We start from the raw sequence: 17,936 nt of genomic DNA, 5'->3' as shown, positions 1-17,936 counted from the left end.
GGTCCCGCCCTCTCCCGTTGACAGGGCCTTCGTGCCGGGAGGACCCTGACTGGTCGGCGAGAGCCCGCGGGCGCAGGCCGTCACGGGCGAGCGGGAAGGCCTCACTGCTGTCGTGTCGAACGACCGGATCGTCCAGGAGCGGGCGGCACTGCGCCGGGTGGCGGCCCTGGTGGCCGGTGCGGCACCGCCGGAGCAGATGTTCGCCGCCGTCGCCGCCGAGGTGGGGCGGGCCGTCGGCAGCGATCTCACCGGTATCTGCCGGTTCGACCCCGACGACACCGCGTCCGCCGTCGGCTCCTGGTCCGCGGCCGGCCACACTCCGCCGTTCCCCGTCGGAACCTGGATCCGGCTCGGTGGCCGCAATGTGGTGACCCGGGTGTACGAGACGGGCCGGCCGGCCCGGATCGACACACCGGCCGACGCCTCCGGCGAACCCGCCGACTATGCGCGGCAGCGCCGGTTCGGGCCCGTGGTGGGCGTGCCCGTCAACGTCGAAGGCCGGCTCTGGGGCACGGTGATGGTGATCTCGATGTCTTCGGAGCCGCTGCCGCCGGACACCGAGGACCGGCTCGCCGGTTTCACCGACCTGCTGGCGAACGCCATCGCCAACACCCAGGCGAGGACGGAGTTACGGGCCTACGCCGAGGAGCAGGCCGCGCTGCGGCGCGTGGCGACCCTCGTCGCGCGGGCGGCCCTGCCCGACGAGGTGTTCGCTGCGGTCGCGGCCGAAGCCGGGCAACTGCTGGGGGCCGACTTCACCGTCCTCGGCCGGTACGAACCGGCGGGCGCCGCCACCTATGTCGCGGCCTGGACCCGGACGGGCCGCGAGTTCCCGGTCGGCATCCGCGTGGAACCCGGCGGTACGAACATTCACACGATGGTGTTCGAATCGGGTTCTCCGGCGCGGATCGACGACTACACCGTCGTGACGTCGGGGGCGGCGGCCCGCGTCGGCCGTGACTGGGGGTTCCGTGCCGCGGTCGGTATGCCGATCAGTGTCGAGGGGCATCTCTGGGGCTGTGTCAGCGTGGCGTCGATGGCCGCGAGTCCGCTGCCGCCGGATACCGAGGACAGACTGGCCGGATTCACCGAACTGGTCGCGACCGCGCTCGCCCAGGCCGAGGCTCAGGCCACGCTCACGGCGTCACGGGCGCGCATCGTGACGGCCGCCGACGGCGCACGGCGGCGCATCGAGCGCGATCTGCACGACGGCACCCAGCAGCGCCTGGTCTCCCTCGCCCTGCAACTGCGCACGGCCCAACTGGCCGTGCCCCCCGGCGCCGATGAACTGTCCCAGCAGCTGGACGAGGTCGCCGACGGGCTCGTCGAAGCGGTCGACGAACTCCGCGAGATCGCCCGCGGGATCCACCCCGCGGTGCTCGTCGAAGGGGGACTCCACGCGGCGCTCAAGGCGCTGGCCCGCCGCTCCGCCGTCCCCGTCCGGCTCGACAACGCGGCCCGGGACCGCTATCCGGGGCCCATCGAGACCGCCGCCTACTACGCCGTCTCCGAAGCGCTGACCAACAGCGCGAAGCACTCCGGCGCGACCCTCGTCGACGTTCGCGTGGACATCCGGGACGGCCGGCTCCACATCGGTATCAGCGACGACGGCGAGGGGGGCGCCGACCCCCGTCCCGGCGGCGGTCTCATCGGGCTCACCGACCGCGTCGAGGCCCTCGGCGGCCGGCTCGGACTGCACAGCCCGCACGGCTCCGGCACGACCCTCCAGCTGTCCCTGCCGCTGGACGGCCGCGGTGAGCCTGCGCGCACGGCGGCTCCCGGCCCGCAGGACCACGATGCCGTACCGGTCGGCACCTGACCGGTACGGCGACTCCGGTGCCGGAGGACTACCGGCTAGCGGCAATGCGCGAGGAGATCCACACTGCGATGCTGCTCTCATGGTGCGCTGCCTGATCGTCGACGACAGCCCGGCCTTCCTCGCCGCGGCCGCCCGGCTGCTGCGGCATCAGGGGATCACCGTCGTCTGCCTGGCGACCACCTGCGCGGAGGCCCTGCGGGAAGCGCAAGTGGTGCAGGCCGACGTGGCGTTGGTCGATATCGACCTCGGGGGCGAGAGCGGTCTGGAACTGGCCGAGCGCCTGCACCGCCGGTCGGTCCCCGCGATCCTGATCTCCACCCACTCCGAGCAGGACTACCGGGATCTCATCAGCACCAGCCCGGCCATCGGCTTCCTGCCGAAGGCGTGCCTGTCAGGACCCGCCGTCAGACAGCTGCTCGACGCCGCCGCTACTGAGCCTCCAGAAAGGTGATCACGGCGAGCACCCGGCGGTGGTCCTCCACCGCCTCCGGCAGACCCAGCTTGGCCAGCAGACTCCGTACGTGCTTCTCCACCGTGCCCTCGGTGATCCAGAGATGACGGGCGATCCCGACATTGGAGCGGCCTTCGGCCATCAGCGCGAGCACCTCCCGCTCCCGTACACTCAGCCGCTCCAGCGGGTCCTCCCGGCGCCGCGCCGACACCAACTCCCGCACCAGCGCCGGATCGACCACCGAACCACCGCGGGCGACCCGCTCCAGCGTGTCCAGGAACTCCGCCACATCGGCCACCCGGCTCTTGAGCAGATACCCGATGCCCTGCCCGCTGGCCAGCAGCTCCATCGCGTGCTCCACCTCGGCATGCGCCGAGAGCACCAGGATCCCGACCTCGGGCAGCTCCTGACGGATCACCCGGGCCGCGGCAAGGCCCTCGGTGGTGTGGGTCGGCGGCATCCGGATGTCCACGATCGCCAGATCCGGCCGGTGTAATCGGACCAGGTCCAGCAGCCCTGTGGCATCGCCGGACTGCCCGACGACCTGGTGCCCGGAGCGTTCGAGCAGGCTGGCCACCCCTTCGCGCAACAGAACGTCGTCTTCGGCCAGTACCACCGTCACCTCTGCCATGGCTGGCATTATCGACCACTCCTCACCACCGGCCGACACGGCGCGGTACGGGCGGCCCGGCGGCCCGCCCGGTCCGCGCGCGCTCAGTCCGCCCGCACGGCCTCCCGGTAGCGGCGGGGCGCCAGGCCGGTGGTCCGCTTGAAGGCGTTGCTGAAGGCGCTCTCCGACCGGTAGCCCAGGGACGCAGCGATCGCGGAGACGGAGGTGTCCTCCTGCCACAGGGCGTGCTGCGCCAGGCGTATCCGCCAGGCACGCAGATACGCCAGGGGCGGGACGCCCGCGGTCTCCTTGAAGCGCTGGGCGAAGGTGGTACGGGACATGGCGGCGGCGCGGGCGAGTTCGGTGAGCGTCCAGGCGTGCGCCGGGTCGCCGTGCATCAGGCGCAGGGCGGGAGCGATGCGTTCGTCGGCGAGGGCACGCAGCCAGCCCGCCGGATAGGCACCGGCGTCGGCGCCGGTCAGGAAGACGCGCAGGACCTGCACGAGGAGCAACTGCGCGAGGCGTTCGGCCGCGAAGGCGGCCCCCGGGGCTCCCGACTGTATTTCGCGCAGCGTCTGGTCCATGAGCCAGCAGGCCGCGGGCGCCTCGGCCGTGGCGGCACCGACGTGCATCAGGGGCGGAAAGGCGCTCAGCAGCAGATCCCGGCCTGCGGCGTTGAGGTCGATATGGCCGCCGATGGTGACCGTGTCCTGCCCTTCGTCCCCGGCGTGGACGAAGGTCCCGGTACGCGCCCGGATCAGCGGCTGCACATCGACCGGCGGGACCGCCGGATCGCTGGCCAGGATGTAGCGGCGGTCTCCGGCGATGACGGCGATATCGCCCGCCCCCAGCCGGACGGGGCGTTCGACACCCTCTATCACCAGCCAGACGACGCCCTGGAGTACGGCCTGGACCTTGAGCCTTCCCGGTGCAGGGAAGGCCAGGGCCCAGTCGCCCGCGGCGGTCAGCCCGCAGGACAAGGCACAGCGCGCACCGGTGAGTTCGAGGGTCTCGGTAAAGGGGTCCCGCAGGGGCGCGGCTACGGGGAGGGGTGCGGACATGTGCGGACTCTCGCGCAAGTCGCCCGGACGGACAAGTATTCACAACCTGTGACGCGGTTGTGACGATGGGTGTCAGGACAACTCCCCCGTGCGGGGCGGTGTCCCGGATCGCGGCCGCTGGCCATGCGGCCGGTTCCTCACTCTCAGGAGGTTGTACCGATGGGCGGATTCCAGGATCGCGACAAGTTCCACCCGGACGAGGTAGTGCTGACCCCGACCGAGCAGCAGACCCTCGCCGAACTCACCGACCAGGACGTCGCGGTCGAGTCGGCCGACGAGAGCTGACACGTTCCGCAGCCAGTGGATCCGCGGACCGCGGGCCGCAGCGGGCATCCGTCCGCCGCGGCCCGTGGCCGCCCAGCAGACGGGACCGGCCGTGACCACCTCCGTGCACACCGCAGCCCCCGGGTCGGGGGAGCGCAGTCTCTCCCTCGCCGAAGCCTTCGACCGCGCGCTCTCCGCTGCCGCCGCCCTGTCGGTGGACGTGGATCTGGAGCCCGTCCTCGACGGCAGCCCCGGCACCTGGCGGTGCATCCTGCGCCGTGGCGGCGAGGACCTCCGTACCGGTCTCGGCCTGGGCAAGGGCAGCCGGGACGAAGCCCGGACGGGCGCCGTGTTCGAGTCGCTGGAGCACTATCTGTGCGGTGTGGAGGGGCTGGATCCGGCGGAGATCCGGCTGGTACGCGGCCATGAACTGGCCGACGGTGCGACGGCCCGTGACATCGCCGTACGGCTCCTGGGCCAGGGCCCCGACCAGCCGCTGGGGTGCCTGCCGTACCGGTCGCTCACCGGCGGCCCCGACGCGTACGTCCCGCTCTTCCTGTCCATGCCCGAGTATCTGCGGGCGGCCGGAGCGCGGGCCCGCCGGGAAGCCGGTGACGCCTACGACTACGGCACGGTCGGCCGCTACTCGGTGAACAACGGCTGGGCCGCCGGCGCGGACCCGGTGGAAGCCGCCGTGCATGCGATCAACGAGCTGATCGAGCGGGACGCGCTCTCCCTGCTGCTGATCGGGCAGTTCCTCCGCGACCGGCCCGGCCGTCCGGCCGTCGTGGACCCGGGGACCCTGCCGGACGACGTGGCCGGACTCGTCGCCTTCGCGGAGGCGCGCACGGGCCGGCGGGTCCATCTGATCGACATGACCAGCGACCTCGGCGTCCCGGCCTACACGGCCTATGTGCCCGCTCCCCCGGGGCGGCCCGCCCGGATCTGCGGATGGGGAGCCTCACTGTCCCGCCGGTACGCCGTCACACGCGCCGTCAGCGAACTCGTACAGCTCCACAGCACCATGGACCTGCGCGGGCAGTACCGGCATCTGCTGCCCGAACAGCGCGACGACACCGGCCCGTACCCCAGGCTGCACGCCTGCTATCTGTCGGACTTCGGCACGGCCCTGCGCTCGGCCGAAGTCCGGGCCTTCCAGGACACGGTGGCTCCGGACACGCCCCGGGGGCATCTGGACCGGCTCCTCGCCGTCCTGCACGGCCACGGTCTGGCCGTCTACCAGCGCGACCACTACGTCACCGCCGACCTCGCCGTCGTCAATGTGTTCGTGCCGGGGCTGGAGCGGTTCATGCTCGTCACCGACGGGCAGGTCGTCGTACCCGGCGAACGCGGGACGGCGGTCCTCCGCCGTGACTGAACCGCTCACCGCGGCCGCACCGCTGTGGCGCCCGCTCGCCCTCGCCGACGCGCCCCGGCTGGCGGCGCTCCTTGCCGTATGCGAAGCCGCCGACGGCGGGGTCGGGGCGGTCCCGAGCGCCGCCGACGTCCGCGAGGACCTGAGCGCCCCGGGCATCGACCTGGACGCCGGCACCACCTCCGTCTGGTGCGGTGACGAGCCGACGGCCTACGCGACCACGCGGGTACGGGAACGCAGCGGCCCCGTGCACCAGTTGGCCCTCGACATCGCGGTGCACCCCGCGCACCGCACCGGGCCCGTGATCCGGCGGCTCGTCGACTGGTGCCGGAGCACCGGTGCCCGACGCCACCACGAGCTGTACGACGGCGTCCCGCTGGAGCTTCATATCCGCACCCACCATGGCCGGGGGTGGCTGGCCGAGGCGCTGGACGGCGCGGGGTACCGGCGCGAGCGCAGCTACCGGGGCCTGCGCGTGGACCTGCACCGGGAGAACCAGCGGCTCGCCGGTGCGCCGGCGATCCCGGACGGGACCGAGATCGTGCCGTTCGACGATGCACTCGACGCGCCGCTGCTGGCGGCCCGGAACGCGATCTTCGCCCACAACTGGGGCAGCGCTCCGATGACGGCGCGGACCTGGCGCCACACGATCACCGGGGACCCCTGCTTCAGGCCCGGTACCTCGTTCCTCCTGCTGTCCCGGCGGAACCGGGACATCCTCTGCTATCTGCTGAGCACCGAGCCGGGGGGCGTGTCGGCGGACCGCGAGCTCTACCTCGCCAACGCCGGTACGCAACCCGCCCTGCACGGCCGGGGCCTGTACCGCGCCGTCTTCACGCACACCCTGGTCCGGGCGAAGGAGCAGGGCTACCGGTGGGCCGTCGCGGACGTCGACACCACGAACCCGATGGCGACCGGAGGCTTCTACGAGCGCATGGGGCTCCGGCCGTTCCGGACCTGGACCACACACGTACTGCCCTTCACTCCGCAACCGCGGCGGCCGTCACCGTAAGGCACCGGGACGGTGGAGCGGGGGCATCCGCGGGGACGTCCTGATACGTCTTGGAGCCGGCTTTGATGCCGCCTTATTCGGGCCAGTCGGAGTGCTGGATGATCTCCACGAAGTCGCCGCGCCGGAAGCCGGGGACGAAGTGTGCCAGGACGTCCGCCTTCACATTGCCGAAGGCGGTCTCCGGGCGGTCCTTGATGCCGTCGGTGAACGCGGCGAGGATCCCGTCCTTGAAGTCCGGGCGGGGGTGGGCCTCGACGACGGCCGCACGGTCGGCGTCGGAGACCGCGTGGTAGCCGATGCCCAGGACGTCGAGCTCCACCCCGCGGGTGACGAGGGCGACCTCGGGCGCCATATGAAGCGGGATTTCCGGGGTGGTGTGGAGGGCGATCGCCGTCCAGACGCGGTCGGCCCCGTCACCCGTGATGCCGTGCCGGGCGAGGAAGCTGCGGGCCTCGTCGGCGCCGTCGATCTCGAACCGCTGGTCCGTACGGCGGAAGCGCTCGGTCAGCCCCAGATCGTGGAACATCGCGCCCACGTACAGCAGCTCGGGGTCGAATTCCAGCCCCTGCTCCCGGCCGCGCAGCGCCCCGAAGAGGAACACGCGCCGGGAGTGGTCGAACAGCAGCGGCGGAGCTGCGTCCCGCACCAGCTCGGTCGCCTCCCGTGCCAGAGCGCTGTCCGGGATCCGTACGCCCGCAATGGTCTCGGTCATGATGTGTGCGCCTTTCCGTACCGTCTGTGATCCGGGCCCTGTACGGCTGCCCTGCGTCGTCTGCGTCGTCTGCGTCGTCCGCCCGCTCCGCGTGGCTGCCGCTGCTCTCCACCTTCGGGCCTGCCCTAATCTGCTGCCATGTCTATGAGGCCAGGGAAACCACGGATTCGGACAGGACCGGTATGGCAGGGCGCGTGACCGTGCTGGTGTTCGACGGGGTGACGATGCTCGATGTCACCGGCCCCGGGGAGGTTCTGCACCAGGCGGGCCGGCTCGGGGCGCCGTACACGTACGACGTGGTCCTGGTGTCGCCGCGCGGCGGCGAGGTGACGACGTCCTCGGGGCTCACGCTGACGGGGGCGGTGGCCGCGCCCGGGGACGGCCCCGTCGGCACGCTCGTCGTCGCCGGGGGCGACCGGCTCGCCGCGGGGCCGGTCGACGACGAGCTGCTGTCCGCGGCCGGGGCGCTCGCCGAGCGGGCCACCCGGGTCGCCTCGGTCTGCACCGGAGCCTTCGTCCTCGCCGCTCTGGGCCTGCTGGACGGGCGCCGCGCGACCACGCACTGGCGGCATGTGCGGACCCTCGCGCGTCTCCATCCCCGGGTACGGGTCGAGCCGGACGCCCTCCATGTCCGCGACGGGCGGTATCTCACCTCGGCCGGGATCAGCGCGGGCATCGACCTGACCCTTGCGCTGGTGGAGGAGGACCACGGGCCGGACATCGCCCGCGAGATCGCCCGTGAGCTGGTCGTCTTCATGCAGCGCCCCGGCGGGCAGTCGCAGTTCTCCACGGCCGTCACGACCCCGCCGCCCCGCAGCCGGGTGCTCCGCCCCGTGATCGCCGCCGTTCTCTCCGACCCGGCGGGCGACCACACCCTGCCCGCCATGGCCCGGGCCGCGGCGGTCAGCCCACGGCAGCTGACCCGCCTGTTCCGGAACGAGCTGGACACCACACCCGCCAGATGGGTCGAATGCGCCCGCCTCGACCGCGCCCGGCAGCTCCTCCTGGACGGACACGGCGTCACATCGGCGGCGCTGCACAGCGGTCTGGGCAGCGACGAGACCCTCCGGCGGGTCTTCGCCCGCCACCTCGGCATCACTCCCAGCGAGTACCGCAGGCGCTTCGCCACCACTTGGGCGGAGAACACCGCGGACCGCACCGGGGCAGGACCGGATCGACGACAATTCTGACAGGCCCATGACACGCGTGACCCGGCGGGCCTATATTCGGAGGCGCCGAGGACGCGGCAACCTGCCTTCTGCACACGGGAGTTGGCAGCCGCCACTCCTCGCTGCTCTGTGCTCTGTGCTCTTGCTTCCGAGTGGACCGGGTCTCCTCTGTGAAGGGACGGCAATGCCGTACTCCATATGGCTCAAGGCAGTCAGCATCGCCGCTGCGGCCACCCTGGCCGCAGCGCCCGCAGCGAACGCCGCGTCCGAACCGGAGCGGGCCGCGGGGGCGAACGCGGCAGCAGCGGTAACGCTCTACTACGACGACAGCAGGGCCGGCGGATGGGAGGTCGCGATCGCGGCCGGAGTCGCCCTGTGGAACGCGAACGTCGACAACGTCAGACTGGTCGAGGCCGCACCCGGCGCCCCGGCCGAAATCCAGATCGTCGCCACCAGCGGCTGGCCCCAGGCCACGCTGGGCCCGGTCCGCCCGGGCGGCAGGAGCCGAGTCGAACTCGGCAGCCAAGCGGTCGCCCAGGGCTATGACAAGATCCGCATCGCCGCTCACGAGATCGGCCACAACCTGGGCCTGCCGGACACCAAACCGGGCCCGTGCTCCCAGCTGATGTCCGGCTCAAGCCCCGGCACCGCCTGCCGGAACGCGGTCCCGAACGCCGCCGAACAGGCTCGCGTCGAATCCGCATACGCCCCCCGTACCGCCTCGCGCGCCCCGGCCGACGGACGCATCATGGTCGACGCTCCCTAGCCCGTACGAGGACCGGTTGGGGAAGCGGCGGGCCCGGCGGTCAGCCGATCGCCGGGCCCGCCGCACCCCGCGCGGCACGGGACTTCATGAGCGGCTGGATACGGGTGCCGAAATTCTCCACACCTTCGAGGAATTCGTCGAAGACCAGGATCACTCCTGTGACACCGTCGATCCCGCTGATCGAATCCAGCATGCGCGCGATGCTCTCGTAGGACCCTACGAGCGTTCCCATATTGAGATTCACAGCACCTTCGGGGAGCGCGACGGTCTTCGCGGTCGAGGAAGCGTCGGCGTCCTTGTCCTGAGCCGTCTGCCCTGCCACATACCCCAGCGCCGCAAGATCGGCGTTGTCGTGGTAGTCCTTCCACTTCGCCTGCGCTGCTTCGTCGCTCTCAGCCGCGATGATCATAAAGAGGGCGAGTGTTCCGACGCTCCGGCCGACTCTGCGGACCTCGCCCACCAGGGCCGCGGCCGCCTTCGAGAGCGCGAGCGGAGTGTTGACGCCGCTGCCCAGGATGAAGTGCCCGTCGGCGTGTTCGGCGGCGAACCTCATCCCCGTACCGCTCTGCCCGGCGGCGAGGACGTCGATGTGCCCGCCCGCCGGGCGCGGCGACAGGACGCAGTCGTCCATGCGGTAGAACTCGCCCTGGAAATCGCTGACGCCCTCGTCCCACAACTCCTTCATCACGGTGACGTACTCGGCCGCCCGCTTGTAGCGGTCGGCAAAGTGTTCGTCTCCGGGCCACAGGCCCATCTGTGCGTATTCGGCGGGCGCCCAGCCGGTGACGATGTTGACCCCGGCCCGGCCGGGGGCGATGGCGTCGATGGTCACGGCCATCCGGGCGGCGATCGCCGGTTCCAGGGCGAGGACGGGCGCGGAGGCGTACAGCTTGATGCGTTCCGTCACGGCGGCCAGGGCAGCCGTCAGAGTGAACGACTCCAGGCAGTGGTCCCAGAATTCCGTCTCGCCGCCGAACCCCTTGAGTTTGATCATGGATAACGCGAAATCGAATCCGTAGGCCTCGGCCCGCTGCACGACGGTCTTGTTCAGTTCGAACGTCGGCATGTACTGCGGAGAGCTCTTCGAGATGAGCCAGCCGTTGTTGCCGATCGGAAGAAATACACCGATGTCCATGCCGCTCCTCTGTCCCCGGGGCGGCCGGTCCCACGCCGCTTCCTGTGCGGCCCATCCTGCCCCCGGCACCCGGCCGTCCACAACGGTGCTCGGCCCGACCCGGGCGGGGCGGCAGGGATGTCTTCCGCCGCGGGCCGCCACGGGGCCCGCGGCTCGAACGCGGCTACTGATGTTGACGATTCCGCCCCGGCGCGCGGTACGGCGGTGCCATGCTGAACGCGCTGATGCGGGGCTGTGCGCCGTGTCGGCTGTCGGGCATGTACAGACCGTTGCGGACCCGTCCCGGGACGCCGACCGGGCCGGAGCCGTACGGCCCGCATCCCGGTCGTCGGCACCTGCGGTCCGGTCCGTGGTTGTCGGCCGCCCCGCCACGGTTTCCCGAGGGGCCGGCCGGTCCCCGCCGTCGCGGCGCGGATCAGGGAAGGGGAACACGATCGCCATGTCTTCACGCTCCGCCTTACACCCGGTGCCGCGTGCCGGGTCGCGCCGGCCGTTGACCGCGTTGCTGGCCACGGGTGCGCTGCTCTGCTCGGGGTTCGCCGCGGTGGCCGCTCCGTCCGCGACCGCCGCCCCGGCGCGCGCGGCAGCCCCGGTGGCGTACATCGCCAACAGCGCATCGGACAGTGTGTCGGTGGTGGATACGGCCACCGATACGGTGACCGCGACCGTCGCCGTCGGCGACGGGCCCTCCGGGGTCGCGGTGACCCCCGACGGGGGCCGGGCCTACATCACCAACCGCGGCTCCGGTTCGGTGTCGGTCATCGACACCGCCACCAACACCGTCTCCGCCACGGTCCCCGTCGGCAGCGGCCCGTTCGGAGTGGCCGTGACCCCCGACGGCAACAAGGTGTACGTCACCAACTTCCTGTCGGACTCGGTTTCGGTGATCGACACCGGGACCAACACCGTCACCGCCACCGTCCCGGTCGGCGGACTGCCGAACAGCGCCACGGCCGCCCCGACCGGGGACCGCGTCTACATCAGCAGCGGTGCCGCGGTCTCGGTGATCGACACCGCCACCAACACCGTGACCGCGACGGTCCCCGTCGCCAGACCCAACGGGCTCGCGGTGACGCCCGACGGCACCCGGCTCTACGCCAGCTCGCAGAGCGCGGGCGTGGCCACCGTGATCGACACCGCGACGAACGCCGTCACCGCGACCGTCCCCGTCGGGAACACCCCCTTCGGCGCCGCGGTGTCCCCCGACGGATCCCGCGTCTATGTGACCAACATCGGTGGCCACAGCACATCCGTGATCGACACCGCCACCGGCACGGTCGTGGCCACCGTCGGTGTCGGAGACACCCCGATCGGCGTCGCGGTGACCCCCGACGGCGGCGAGGTCTACGTCACCGACAGCCAGAGCGGCACCGCGTCGGTGATCGACACCGCGACCAACACGGTCACCGCCACCGTGACCGTCGGAAGTGGACCGTACGCGGTCGCGTTCACCCCGGCCGCCGCGGCCACCGCGGACATCGACGTCGATGTCACGGCCCGGCCGAGCCTGGGCCTCCTGGTCCCCTACATCACCTACACCTTGACCGCGCGTGACCTGGGCCCGAACGCGGTCACCGCGGCCACCGTCACCGCCACCCTGCCGCCCGGCACCACCGCCACCGCCCTGTCACCCGGATGCACCGCGACGCCCGGAACGGTCACCTGCGCCTACGGCACGATCGCGGCGGGCTCCGGCGTGAGCAAGACGTTCCGCGTACCCCTGCATCTGCTGTCCCTGGGCACCGTGAAGGTCACGGGCACCCGGACCACCTCCTCACCCGCCGACCCCAACCCGGCCAACGACAGCGCGTCCGCGAGCTGCACGGTCATCTCCATCCTCCTGACCACCTGCACCTGACCACCCCGCCCCGGCGGGCAGCCGAACCCGCCGGGGCCACAGACCTGCCGATCCGACACCGCAAGCCGACTGCTTCGGTGGCATGTCCGTGGGGGATGGTTGGATGCCGGGCATGTCTGATGATCTGAGTACCGGCGAAGCCGGGGGTGAGTCCGTCGGAGCGGATGTACGGCTGACGGATCCGGGGTTCCTGGTCCATGGCGACCCCGCCGAGGTGCTGGGGCTGGCGGATGCGGCTACGGCGCCCGCGGGACGGCTGGCGGCGGCGGTGTACCGGGCCTCGGCACAACTGCACCGCGATGCCGGGGCGGGAGTGCGACGGCAGCTGCTGGCACTGGACGCGGCCCGATACGGGAACCCGCGGTTGTCGGCCGCGATCACCGCCGTGCCGGTGGAAGGCGAGGCAGAGGCGCCCTGGGGCCTGGAGTGGGCCACGGGTTCCTCGTGCGAGCAGTCCTTCGGGCGTCCCCGGGTCGGCCACGGCGACCAGGTGACCGCGGTGGCGACGACCGTGGTGGGCGGTCGGCCCACCGCTGTCACCGCGGGATTCGACGGCAGGGTCGGCCTCTGGGACCTGGAGACCGGGCAGCAGACCGGCGAACTGGTCGGCGATGACGGCAGGTTCTGGACGGTCGGCACCGTACTGATCAACGGCAGGCCCCACGCCGTGACCGGCAGCGACTGGAGCGTACGGCTCTGGGACCTCACCACCGGGCAGCAGGTCGGGGAACCCTTGCCGGGTATCGAAGGCGAGGTGTGGACGGTCGCCACAGTCGTCGTCGACGGACGGCCCCACGCGGTCGCCGGGGACGACGACACGACGGTACGGGTGTGGGACCTGACCACCGGAGAGCAGGTCGGCGCGCTGACCGGACACGACGCGGACCTGGTGGCCACAGCGACCATGGTGCGCGACGGCAGGCCCCATATCGTCGGCGCCATGGACGACGGAACGGTCTGGGTGTGGGACCTGACCACCGGGCAGCAGGTCGGTGAACCCCTGTCGGGCATCGAAGGCGAGGTGTGGACGGTGACCACAGCCGTCGTCGACGGCCGGCCCCACGCGGTCACCGCCGGCTTCGATGCCACGGTGCGTGTGTGGGACCTGACCACCGGACAGCAGGTGGGCGAGCTGACGGGACACGACGGTCAGGTGTGTGCGGTGGTGAGCACGGTGGTCGAGGGACTCCCCCGGGCCGTCACCGGGGGCTCGGACGGAACGGTACGCGTGTGGGACCTCACCACGGGGCGGCCGGTCGGAACGGAGTGGGTGTTTCCGCTGCCGGTCATCGCGTTGGCCCCGGCTCCGGAGGGGCGGCTCGTCGTGGGCTTCGGCAGCGACGTCGCGGTGCTGGCCCCCCGCTGACCGTTCGGCGGCCCGTGGCGCCCGGTGGACACCCTCGGAGGTCGCCGGTGGGGAATCACCGACCGAAGAAGAGACGGGCCGAGGCGGAATCCGGTGCGGTGGAACGGAAGCCGACGCCCGCGGGGCTTGCGGTGGCGGCGCAGGTGACGTCCCCGGCGGGCAGTCTGCCGGTGGTCAGATACGCCGTGGCAACATCGTCGGCGCAAGTGCTGACGCCGCGGAGGTAGACGCCGTGGCCCTGCCCCTCGTCCACGGTCACGAGCCGGGAGCCCTTCAGCGCACTCCGCAGGCCGAGCGCCGTGGCCAGGGGCGTCTGCGGGTCCCATTCATTCTGGACGATGAGCGCGGGGACCTTGTTGTCGATCCTGGTGGCCGCTTCGGCAGGGCGATCCCAGAACGCGCACGGGAAGATGTTCGAGACGGAGTCCCCGTACAGGGGGTACCGGACACTGTCACGCCGGGCATCGGCCCGGTAGACGGCCGGGTCGGTGGGCCAGCGGACGTCACCGCACATGACCGCCGTGAAGCTCGCCAACTCGTTGTCGGTCGGCACGAAGACCGGGAACGCCGGAACGGGCTTGCCCGCGGCCGCGTCCCGCAGCAGCCCCAGAGTCCTTGCCGCGAGCGGCGGCTGGGGGATCTCCCAGCGTATGTACTCACGCACATCGGCACCGTTGAAGACGGTCCCGCCGAGATCGAGCGGCTCCCGGTCGGCGCGCGCCACGATGTTCCAGAACAGCTTCTCGACCTCGGCAGGCGTGTCACCGAGTCCGTACTGCGCCGCATGGCGGGCGGTCCACTCCGTCCACCGGTCGAACGTGGCCTCGGCCTGTACCGCCCATGACTGCGCCATGCTCCGCCAGACCCGTCCGGGGTCGACCCCGCTGTCCAGGACGAACCGGTCGGCCCGGTTCGGGAACAACTGGATGTACACAGAACCGAGATAGGTCCCGTACGACAGCCCGAAGTACGAGATCTTCCGCTCCCCGAGGGCCCCGCGGATGAAGTCCATGTCACGTGCCGTGTTACGGGTGTTGATGTACGGGAGCATCTCAATGTTGTGATTCCGGCACCGGTCCGCGATGTCGCGCGCCCAGGCGACGTCCTTGGCGAACGTCGCCTTCGCGTAGGGCCGGTACGTCTTCCGCTCGTCGGCGTTGGTCGTCCCGCAGGCGAGGGGGCTGCTCGCACCGACCCCGCGCGGATCAAAGCCGATCAGGTCGTACCGGTCCTTCACGGAGTCCGGCAGATAGCCGCTGAGCGCCAGGGGATAGAAGAGCCCGGAGGCGCTGGGACCGCCCGGATTGAACAAGAGGACACCACGGCGCTTGCCGGGGTCGGCGGCCTTGATCCGCGACAACGAGACAGTGATCTTCCTGCCGCCCGGCTTGCTGTGGTCGAGGGGGACCTTGAGGGTCGCGCACTCGACGGTGGCGGGTATGTCGCCGCCGCAACCCTGCCACGCCAATGAGGACACGACGCCCGACGCGGCCACCGACGAACCGGCCCCGGCCGTGACCGCGGCCGCGCCTCCGGTACCGAGGAGTGCGGCCGTGACCGCGGCCGCGCCTCCGGTACCGAGGAGTGCGGGGGCGATCAAAGCGGCGAAGCCCAGGGCAGCCATGGAGGTCGCTCGTCGTCTCAGGAGCAAGGGAGTGCCTTCGTTCGCAGGGATGGTGAATGGCGCTCGTCAGTGGCCCGGGGGGACGAACCGCGGGACCGCCGATCAGTGCATGAGGCGTACAGCGTGCATGAGTTCGATTATGCGCACGGATGCCTGCGGGGAAACGCGCTGCGCGCGGGAGGTTCCTGCGCCCGGAGGACACCCCGCGCCGGGGCGGATCGTGGGTGCGGGACACCCGGGATAACGGCGGCCTGGTTCCCCCTCGGCCGCGCGACGAATCTGGTGGTCGGGCAGCCGCCGTAGCTGCCCGGGAACCGCCTCGAAACCCGCCTCGGCGCTTGTCCCGCGCAGCGGGGCCAACGATGAGGCAACCCCACCGAGGAGCATGCACATGACCATCACCGACACCACCGCTGCCGCCCCGGCAGACTGGAACGCCGAGGCCCTCGCCGAAATCCTCGCAAACGACGGGGAACGGCCCGTACTGTTCACCAACGCCCGCATCCTGAGCATGGATCCGCTGATCGGGACGCTGACCAGTGCCGATCTCCTGTTCGTCGGCTCCCTGCTCGTGGGTGTCGGCCCGGGCATCATCACCGCCGCGGCCGACGACAACGCCATCGTGGTCGACTGCACCGGCCTGACCGTCACCCCCGCCGTCGTGGACACCATCGCCCTGGCCGGTGGCCGTGCCCACCGTTCGGAGTACGTCGCGACGCTGACCCCGGGCAACACCACCGACTTCGCGGTGGTGCCCGACGCGCTCGCCGCCGACGTGGAGAGCGCCGTGGCCGTGGTGACGACCTCGCCGGAGCAGGTTCGCGCGCTCGTCGCCGCCGGGCGGCCGGTCCTGTGGGCCGGTGCGAATGTCCCGAGCCGGGTCACCGCTCCCGAGGCTCGGATTCCGGCCGCCGAGGACCTGACCGGCAGCCCGCGCATGGGTGTCTGGATCGACCGGAACGACTTCCTGCACCAGGAGCTGACCGCCGACGGCCGCTACGACGAGACCCGCGGCGGGCTCCCGCACGCCTACCAGGGGCGCTACTGGATCGACGGCGACCGCATCGACTACCTGGACGACCTCGGCTTCTGGGCCTACGGCGAGTTCCGGGGCGACGAACTCCACCACGCGGGTTACGTCATGAAGCTCGGCTGACCCTGCTTCCCCGCCTTCTCCCTGCTCCCCTCCCCCTTTCCCCCTTCCATCCCCTCCCCTCCTTTCTGAAGGAAGACCTCTGATGAGCACCCTCAACAACACCGCCGGCGCCGCCGTACTCGAAGAGCTCCGGCGGCGGCCCGCCGACCGGCGGCGCATCCTGTTCACCGGCGCGACGATCGTCACCATGGACCCCGATCTCGGCGTCATAGACCGCGGCGACCTCCTGGTCGAGGGCGAGACGATCACCGCCGTCGGCCGCAGTCTCGACGCCGGGGACGCCGTGGTCGTGGACGCCACCGACACGATCCTCACCCCCGGCTTCGTCGACACCCACCGGCATGCCTGGGAGGCCCAGCTGCGCCGGATCATGCCGGACGTCGACGATCTCGGCGGGTACGTCATGGCCACCCTGGCCGGATACGCCACCGTCTACCGGCCCGAGGACATGTACACCGGCACCAGGCTCGCCGCCCTCACCGCGATCGACAGCGGCATCACCACCATGCTCGACTTCTCGCACAACTCCCGCAGTCGCGAGCACTCCGACGCCGCGATCGAGGCCCTCCGCTCCACCGGCATCCGGGGGGTGCACGCCTCCATGGGACCGCTCTTCGGCGACTGGGACCATCAGTGGCCCGGCGATCTGACCCGTCTGCAGGACCGGTACTTCAGCAGCGGCGACCAGTTGCTCACCCTGCGCCTGGCGGCCCTGGCCACGGACGAGATCGCCGGACCGGCTCTCGCCTACGGTCCCGCCCTCGCCCGCACCGCCGCCGAGCTGGGCATCGGGGTGAGCGTGGACGCCGTCTTCGGCACCTCGGGCTCCGAGGCGGTCCTGCGCTGGGCCGAGGACGGCCTCCTCGGCCCCGAAATCACCCTCATCCACTCCACCGGCCTGACCCCCGAGGCCTGGCGGGCGATGGGAGAGACCGGCACCACCGTCGCCCTCGCGCCGACCTCCGACGCGCAGATCGGCCTGGAGACGGCGATCCCCGCCGTCGACGAGGCGCTCGCCGCCGGTATCCGCCCCGGACTGAGTATCGACGTCGAAGTAGCCCTGGCCAGTGATATGTTCACGCAGATGCGGGCCCTGCACACCGTCCAGCGGATGCGCGCGGTCAACACCGCCTACGGCACCGGCCGACAGCCCTCCCGCATCACCACCCGTGACGTCCTCGACTTCGCCACCCTCCAGGGCGCCCGTACCAACGGTCTGGCCGCCGTCACCGGCTCCCTCACCCCCGGCAAGAGGGCCGATCTCCTGGTCGTCCGGGCCGAGGACCTCAACAACATGCCCCTCAACGACCCCATCGGCACGATCGTGCTGGGCTCCGACGCCCGCAACATCAGCGCCGTCCTCATCAACGGCGAACCCCGCAAGTGGGACGGACAGGTCCTCGATGTCGACCTCGCCGCCCTCCGCAGCGAGGTGCACGCCTCACGGGACCATGTGCTGAACACACCGGCCGCCTGAGCAGCGCCCTTTCTCAGCCCCCGGCCGTCTCTGATGGCCGGGGGCACCCACGTGCACCAACGGATGAAGGCGTGGTGGGAG

General features: G+C 71.5%; 16 protein-coding genes. 11 read left to right on the top strand and 5 right to left on the bottom strand.

From position 1 onward, the window contains the following. Positions 1–112 precede the first annotated feature (112 nt). Positions 113–1,819, top strand: a complete 1,707-nt coding sequence (locus B7R87_RS31150) for a GAF domain-containing sensor histidine kinase (RefSeq protein ID WP_006345015.1) — start codon at positions 113–115, stop codon at positions 1,817–1,819. 79 nt (positions 1,820–1,898) lie between these two features. Continuing rightward, positions 1,899–2,270, top strand: coding sequence for a response regulator transcription factor (locus tag B7R87_RS31145; RefSeq protein WP_006345016.1), 372 nt, complete (start codon positions 1,899–1,901; stop codon positions 2,268–2,270). Here B7R87_RS31145 and B7R87_RS31140 read toward each other — a convergent pair. Together B7R87_RS31140 and B7R87_RS31135 are read right to left on the bottom strand one after the other, a co-directional pair. Then, positions 2,248–2,901 (bottom strand): response regulator, encoded by a 654-nt coding sequence (locus tag B7R87_RS31140; RefSeq protein WP_006345017.1) that lies wholly within the window; start codon positions 2,899–2,901, stop codon positions 2,248–2,250. The two genes, B7R87_RS31145 and B7R87_RS31140, sit on opposite strands and share 23 nt — an antisense overlap. Positions 2,902–2,984: 83 nt before the next feature. Beyond that, positions 2,985–3,941 (bottom strand): AraC family transcriptional regulator, encoded by a 957-nt coding sequence (locus B7R87_RS31135; RefSeq protein WP_006345018.1) that lies wholly within the window; start codon positions 3,939–3,941, stop codon positions 2,985–2,987. 159 nt (positions 3,942–4,100) lie between these two features. On the opposite strand from B7R87_RS31135, the gene B7R87_RS34215 reads away from it, so the two are divergent. The 3 genes from B7R87_RS34215 to B7R87_RS31125 all read left to right on the top strand — a co-directional run bounded on the left by B7R87_RS34215 (position 4,101) and on the right by B7R87_RS31125 (position 6,592). After that, positions 4,101–4,226 carry a hypothetical protein gene (locus tag B7R87_RS34215; RefSeq protein WP_269847470.1) on the top strand — a complete coding sequence of 42 codons (126 nt, stop codon included), beginning with the start codon at positions 4,101–4,103 and terminating at the stop codon, positions 4,224–4,226. Between the two features lie 91 nt (positions 4,227–4,317). Further along, positions 4,318–5,583, top strand: coding sequence for a YcaO-like family protein (locus B7R87_RS31130; RefSeq protein ID WP_006345019.1), 1,266 nt, complete (start codon positions 4,318–4,320; stop codon positions 5,581–5,583). Beyond that, positions 5,576–6,592, top strand: coding sequence for a GNAT family N-acetyltransferase (locus B7R87_RS31125; RefSeq protein ID WP_006345020.1), 1,017 nt, complete (start codon positions 5,576–5,578; stop codon positions 6,590–6,592). Before B7R87_RS31130 ends, B7R87_RS31125 begins: the two co-directional genes overlap by 8 nt. A gap of 73 nt (positions 6,593–6,665) precedes the next feature. Here the strand turns inward: B7R87_RS31125 and B7R87_RS31120 are convergent, their stop codons facing one another. Further along, positions 6,666–7,304 (bottom strand): HD domain-containing protein, encoded by a 639-nt coding sequence (locus B7R87_RS31120; RefSeq protein WP_006345021.1) that lies wholly within the window; start codon positions 7,302–7,304, stop codon positions 6,666–6,668. 182 nt (positions 7,305–7,486) lie between these two features. Here B7R87_RS31120 and B7R87_RS31115 point away from each other — a divergent pair, with 182 nt between their 5' ends. Together B7R87_RS31115 and B7R87_RS31110 are read left to right on the top strand one after the other, a co-directional pair. Further along, positions 7,487–8,494 (top strand): GlxA family transcriptional regulator, encoded by a 1,008-nt coding sequence (locus B7R87_RS31115; RefSeq protein WP_130584798.1) that lies wholly within the window; start codon positions 7,487–7,489, stop codon positions 8,492–8,494. Between the two features lie 163 nt (positions 8,495–8,657). Further along, positions 8,658–9,239: a snapalysin family zinc-dependent metalloprotease gene (locus B7R87_RS31110; protein ID WP_006345024.1), complete on the top strand. Its 582-nt coding sequence runs from the start codon at positions 8,658–8,660 to the stop codon at positions 9,237–9,239. 40 nt (positions 9,240–9,279) lie between these two features. On the opposite strand, the gene rutA is transcribed toward B7R87_RS31110, so the two are convergent. After that, entirely contained in the window at positions 9,280–10,374 is a 1,095-nt protein-coding gene (gene rutA, locus B7R87_RS31105; RefSeq protein ID WP_006345025.1) for a pyrimidine utilization protein A, read from the bottom strand. 493 nt (positions 10,375–10,867) lie between these two features. On the opposite strand from rutA, the gene B7R87_RS31100 reads away from it, so the two are divergent. Next, entirely contained in the window at positions 10,868–12,232 is a 1,365-nt protein-coding gene (locus B7R87_RS31100; protein WP_233168974.1) for a beta-propeller fold lactonase family protein, read from the top strand. Positions 12,233–12,344: 112 nt separating this feature from the next. Next, positions 12,345–13,598, top strand: coding sequence for a WD40 repeat domain-containing protein (locus B7R87_RS31095; protein WP_006345027.1), 1,254 nt, complete (start codon positions 12,345–12,347; stop codon positions 13,596–13,598). A 55-nt stretch (positions 13,599–13,653) separates the two neighbouring features. Here B7R87_RS31095 and B7R87_RS31090 read toward each other — a convergent pair whose 3' ends face one another. Beyond that, entirely contained in the window at positions 13,654–15,222 is a 1,569-nt protein-coding gene (locus B7R87_RS31090; RefSeq protein WP_006345028.1) for an alpha/beta hydrolase, read from the bottom strand. Positions 15,223–15,613: 391 nt separating this feature from the next. On the opposite strand from B7R87_RS31090, the gene B7R87_RS31085 reads away from it, so the two are divergent. Both B7R87_RS31085 and B7R87_RS31080 read left to right on the top strand, forming a co-directional pair. Continuing rightward, positions 15,614–16,378 (top strand): Atu4866 domain-containing protein, encoded by a 765-nt coding sequence (locus B7R87_RS31085; RefSeq protein WP_006345029.1) that lies wholly within the window; start codon positions 15,614–15,616, stop codon positions 16,376–16,378. 82 nt (positions 16,379–16,460) lie between these two features. Then, a complete protein-coding gene (locus B7R87_RS31080; protein ID WP_006345030.1) occupies positions 16,461–17,855 on the top strand; it encodes an amidohydrolase family protein in 1,395 nt (464 codons plus the stop codon). The last annotated feature ends 81 nt before the right edge of the window (positions 17,856–17,936 follow it).

The organism is Streptomyces tsukubensis, from assembly GCF_003932715.1.
Classification (GTDB): Bacteria; Actinomycetota; Actinomycetes; order Streptomycetales; family Streptomycetaceae; genus Streptomyces; species Streptomyces tsukubensis.
This window is presented reverse-complemented; position numbering and strand designations above follow the sequence as displayed.